Origin of the sequence: Planococcus sp. CAU13 (genome assembly GCF_000775575.1) — a bacterium.
Classification (GTDB): Bacteria; Bacillota; Bacilli; order Bacillales_A; family Planococcaceae; genus Planococcus.
This window is the reverse complement of record NZ_JRGN01000263.1, coordinates 1-5,405: the sequence shown is the minus strand read 5'-3', so window position 1 is coordinate 5,405 and position 5,405 is coordinate 1. Positions and strand designations below refer to the sequence as shown.

At 49.1% G+C, this 5,405-nt stretch carries 4 protein-coding genes and 1 pseudogene; 2 read left to right on the top strand and 3 right to left on the bottom strand.

The window, feature by feature from the left end; all coding sequences use genetic code 11:
- Nucleotides 1–91 precede the first annotated feature (91 nt).
- Entirely contained in the window at nt 92–1,168 is a 1,077-nt protein-coding gene (rlmN, locus tag KW93_RS12590) for a 23S rRNA (adenine(2503)-C(2))-methyltransferase RlmN (RefSeq protein ID WP_033543380.1), read from the bottom strand.
- 158 nt (nt 1,169–1,326) lie between these two features.
- On the opposite strand from rlmN, the gene KW93_RS12585 reads away from it, so the two are divergent.
- A complete protein-coding gene (locus KW93_RS12585; RefSeq protein WP_033543379.1) occupies nt 1,327–1,800 on the top strand; it encodes a VOC family protein in 474 nt (157 codons plus the stop codon).
- Between the two features lie 270 nt (nt 1,801–2,070).
- On the opposite strand, the pseudogene KW93_RS17175 reads toward KW93_RS12585, so the two are convergent.
- Nucleotides 2,071–2,202: pseudogene (locus tag KW93_RS17175) on the bottom strand (LytTR family transcriptional regulator); the annotation flags it as partial.
- 74 nt (nt 2,203–2,276) lie between these two features.
- Nucleotides 2,277–3,776, bottom strand: a complete 1,500-nt coding sequence (locus KW93_RS12575) for a succinate CoA transferase (RefSeq protein ID WP_033543377.1) — start codon at nt 3,774–3,776, stop codon at nt 2,277–2,279.
- Between the two features lie 359 nt (nt 3,777–4,135).
- Here KW93_RS12575 and KW93_RS12570 point away from each other — a divergent pair, with 359 nt between their 5' ends.
- The gene (locus tag KW93_RS12570; RefSeq protein ID WP_033543376.1) at nt 4,136–5,371 is read left to right on the top strand and encodes an MFS transporter; all 1,236 of its coding nucleotides are present in this window, start codon (nt 4,136–4,138) and stop codon (nt 5,369–5,371) included.
- Nucleotides 5,372–5,405 lie beyond the last annotated feature (34 nt).

Sequence of the window (5,405 nt, the reverse complement as noted above, 5' to 3'; positions counted from 1 at the left end):
AAGCGAAGCTGTTTTGCGGAATATCGATTCCTATATTTCTTTCTCCACAAGCAAACAGCCCTCCGAAAATTCGGAGGGCTGTTTTGCTGTTTTATGATACGCTGACTTCTTTTTTCTCTTTTTTGATTTGCTTGCTGCGAAGCTGGCCGCAAGCTGCGTCAATGTCTGCGCCTTGTTCGTGGCGGACGCCGCAGTTGATGCCTTTTTTCTTCAATGCATCGTAGAAAGCGGAAATCGCTTCCGGCGTGCTTTGCTGATACTGGTCGTGTTCGCTGACCGAGTTATACGGAATCAGGTTGACATACGAAAGGTGGCGCTTGTCTTCAAGCAATTTTGCCAGTTTGTTCGCTTCTTCGACATGGTCGTTGACGTCGCGAAGAAGGATGTATTCGAAAGTGATGCGGCGGTTGGATTTTTCCAGGTAATAATCGATGGCCGCCATCAATTTTTCAATTGGATAGGCTTTGTTGATTTTCATGATGCGTGTACGCAGTTCGTTCGTCGGTGCATGGATTGAAATGGCCAGGTTGACCTGCAGCCCTTCATCCGCATAATCATAGATTTTCGGAACGATTCCGCTTGTCGATACGGTGATGTGGCGCGCGCCGATGGCAAGGCCTTTTTGAGAATTTACAACATGCAGGAAGTCCATCAGGTTCGTGTAGTTATCGAACGGTTCGCCGATACCCATGACCACGATATGGCTGACGCGCTCGTCTTTTTGCTGTGCATCGAAATGAGCCTGCACCTGCATGATCTGTTCAACGATTTCGCCCGCGTTTAAATCGCGGCTCTTTTTCAGAAGTCCGCTGGCGCAGAAACTGCAGCCGATGTTACAGCCGACCTGTGTCGTTACACAGACGGAGTTTCCGTATTTAAAGCGCATTAGCACCGTTTCAATCAGGTTGCCGTCCTGCAGGCGGAAAAGGAATTTGATCGTGCCGTCAGCAGATTCCTGCTTGACTGCCTCTTCCAGCGTGCGGATTGCAAAATTGTCCTCCAATAATTGGATGACCTCTTTGCTCAAGTTATTCATTTCAGAGAATTGAGTGACGCGTTTAATATATAACCAGTCCCAGACCTGCTCGGCACGGTACTTTTTCTGTCCATTTTCCAGGAACCATTCTTTTAGTTGATCTATCGTTAATCCATAGATGGAATTTTTCATTTTTAGGACCCTCATTTCGGAATTTCACAATTGCTTATTATAATACTAAAAATTACAGTTGACAACAACTATTTTTGATTACACAGAAAAGTCTGCTTTTTGACAGGCTTAAAACCCTTTAACGGCGGGTAACAGAATGAATAGAGGAGGTTTTACATATGAGTTCAACTGTTACACATATCGGACTTGCGGTGCCTGATCTGGACCAGGCCATCGAATGGTACACGAAAGTCTTCGGTTTCTATATCCTTGCCGGTCCCTACGATTTCGACGAAAAGAATGAACAGCTCTTTTCCATGACACAGGACCTGCAGGGGCCTGAGGTCAAAAAAATGCGCAACGTACATCTGATGAGCCACAGCGGTGTTGGAATCGAATTGTTCGAATTCCAGAAACCTGATTTTGCCCATGAAAAACCATCCCCGCGCGCAGGCTTCTTCCATATATGCCTCATTGTCGATGACATCGTGGAATCGATCGAGAAAGTCGTACAGCACGGCGGCAGACAGCGCAGCAAAATCTGGAACATCAATAAAGGCAAGCCCCATTACCTTGTGTACGCCGAAGACCCGTTCGGCCACATCATTGAGCTGTATACTCGCAGCACTGCTGAGGTTTACGGGCATAAATAAGAAAAGCGAAGACGCTCGTTAAGCTCTGAAAGGCTTAAGATGGATCAGCAGAGCGGCGTACTTTGCCACGGCAGCTGATTTGGCTAATGACCCGAAGATCTGGGCCCCGGAGTCTGGACACCATAACACAAATAAAACCAGTTTCCTTCTATATTATAGAAAGGAACTGGTTTTTGATTTGATTCACATTCTGTTGTCACTTTTTACACCAATTGCTCTTCCTCCTGCAGCATCGTGCCTTTTTCGGCCAATGCCGTATGCCACTGCCTGGATTTTCAGATCGACCCGCTTGCTCGGCCGGTAATAAATATATTGTTCCGTATCCGATACCGCGATGGAAATTTCATCGGAGAACAATTCCCCGATGACGTCGAGCAGCGAACCGAATGTAAGTTTTTCCATGTGGATCCTCCTGTTTGAGCTGATCTTTTCATTATATAACATTTTCAGCCGGCCATGGTGGAGGAGGAAAACGCCTATTGTTCCAGCATGCTGCCGGTTTCCGCGAGGCGCTGATGCCACGAAAAAGCTTTTTCGAGAACGTGCGGCGTGTGGCCGCCGCGGCTCAGCGCTTCTTCGTAATAAGCGCGCAATTGCCCGCGGTAAGCGGGATCGGCGCAATTTTCGATGATCAGCGCGGCGCGTTCCCGCGGTGCCAGACCCCGGAGATCGGCATAGCCAAATTCCGTGATGAGCACATCAACGTCGTGTTCCGTGTGATCAACATGCGACACAAATGGCACGACGCTCGAAATATTGCCGCCTTTCGCAGTCGCTTTAGTGACAAACACCGACAGCCGCGCATTGCGGGCAAAGTCACCTGAGCCCCCGATGCCGTTCATCATTTTGGTGCCGGATACATGTGTCGAATTGACGTTGCCGTAAATATCGAATTCCAGGGCTGTATTGACGGCTATCAAACCGAGACGGCGGATGACGCCCGGATGGTTCGTGATTTCCTGCGGCCGCAGCACAATTTTGTCTTCATACCCCGCAAAATTCGAATAGACCTGCTTCATCTTTTCCGGCGACAGCGTAATCGCTGAAGCGGAAGCGAAACGCAATACATCAGCGTCGATCAAATCGAAAACGGCGTCCTGCAGCACTTCCGAATACATTTCAAGGTCATGGAATCCTGAATCGATCAGGCCGCGCAGCGCCGAATTGGCGACCGAACCGACTCCCGACTGGATCGGCGCAAGCTTTTCCGTCAGCCTGCCCGCCTTTATTTCCGCGCGGAACAGTGCAAGCAGATAAGAAGCAATCGCTTCTGTTTCGCTGTCAGACGGAACGATGGTCGACGGTGTATCCACCTGATCGGTAAAGACGATGCCCCGTATTTTCTCCATATCCACCGGGATGCCGGTCGTGCCGATGCGGTCGGCCACGTGGGTCAGGGGAATCGCCACGCGCCCTTCACGCTTGCCGGTGTCGTAGATGTCATGCAGCCGGTAAAGCCGCTCCGGCTGTTCCGTATTGATTTCCACGATGATGTTTTTGGCATACTGGGCGAAAATGGAAGAGTTGCCGACAGATGTCGTCGGGATGATCATGCCGTCCTTCGTGATCGAAATCGCTTCGATGATGGCGAAATCGATCGGTGTCAGAACCCCGTCCCGCACCCATTCGGCTGTATGCGATAGATGATGGTCCGTGTAAAATACATCTCCTTCATTGATTTTCCGGCGCATCACCGGATCTGACTGGAACGGCAGCCGCTTGTGGATGATGCCGGTCTCCGCGAAAGCTGTATCGATATTGGAGCCGAGAGATGCTCCTGTATAGACATTCACTTTGAACGTTTCCGTTTCGCCGCGTTTCGTGAGTGCGAGCGGCACCGCTTTGGCATCCCCTGCCTGTGTAAAGCCGCTAAGACCCAGGGTCATGCCGTCCTGTATCCAGGAAGCCGCCTCTTCCGCGCTGACTACCCGTTCTTTCAAGTGCTCCGCTTTGATGCGGTCAAATCGTTTGTCCATGTTCTCCTCACCTTTCTTAACAGGAATATATACTGCTCGCTCCTCCTATACCCCAATTGTCGGCACTTTAATAAATTCCTGATTTTTGTCAACGATTTTCCACTTCATTCACAAATTCGCAACATAATTTAAGTATTTTTCTATAATTTAGAGAAGCGAAGGTTTTAGAAAAGCCTTCCCTTCAAAGGTTCTGGAGTTATTAGAAAATTCCTTTTATGCGATAACATTTCGAATGGATTTCATGATAAAAATATGCTCTCTTTTTATTGACACCAACCTATTCCTGCTCTAATATATGAAAAGTTGTCAAAACGAGTAGAGTTTGTACAATAATTTATATTGAAAGAAGGATCTATTAATTGTCTACCACTCAACGTAAAAAAATGTCCATATTGATGTTCAATATGTTTATTGCTATAGCAAGTTTTGGAATTGTTGTTCCCATCCTTCCCGCTTATCTTTTATCCATCGGCCAGGGCGGCACGGCAGCCGGCCTGATGATCGCCATTTTCGCAGGGGCGCAGCTGCTGTTTTCTCCTCTTGGAGGCAGCTGGGCCGATAAATACGGCCCTCGTAAAGTCATTATTCTTGGACTTGCGCTGCTGACGATTTCGATGCTCATGTTCTACTCCACCGATTCAATCTGGGTCATCTACGCATCGCGTATCGTCGGCGGAATCGGCGACGCTTTCCTGATTCCGGGCGTCTTCACGTATGTCGCCGGCATCACGACTGCCGCCCAGCGCGCTAAAGGAACCGCGCTTGTGACGGCTTCCATGTCGCTTGGCCTTGTCATCGGCCCTGGATTCGGCGGCTTTCTCGCCGACATCAGTCTGAAACTGCCATTTTTGATCGCCGCTATGGTGACGTTCAGCGCAATGATTTTTTCATTGATTATGCTGAAGGAAATTGAACCGACTGCAGAAAGCAAAAAGCAGGCGGAAGAGTTTTCAAAGGACGAGTCGATGCTTGAACAGATCGGCCGTTCCACCAGAATGCCTTATTTCATCCCATTGGTGATCATTTTCATCATGAGTTTCGGCCTCGTAGCGTATGAATCGGTCATCGGCATGTATTTGACGACGCAATACGGTTCGACGTCGGCCGATATCGCCATGATGATCACCGCGACCGGCATTGTCAGTGTGACCGTCCAGTTCTTCGTGGTCGACCGCCTTGTCCGCCGTTTCGGTGAAGTCAAGACGCTCATCGCATTTCTTGGCCTGGCCACAACCGGTTTCCTGATTTCGCTTGCAGCCGGCAGTTACGGCGCTTTCTTCGGTGTATCGTTGGTGATTTTCCTCGCGATGGCCATCCTTCGTCCGGTGCTCAATATTCTCGTTTCGAAAATGGCGGTAGGCGAAATCGGCTTTGCGATGGGCATGGCCACAGCTTATATGAGCCTTGGCAATGTCCTTGGACCGATTTCCGCAGGTCTCTTGTTTGATATAAACATCAACTATCCGTTCATCCTCGGCCTTGGCTTATTGGTAGTGACCCTGTCGATTGCCATGGCGTGGAGAAAAACGAACAATGCAAAATCAGTGGCCCATGTCACGTCCATTGAAACACCGGAAGCTGAACCTTTAACGTAAAGGTTCAGTTTTTCATTGTCCAGACTCCAGCGCC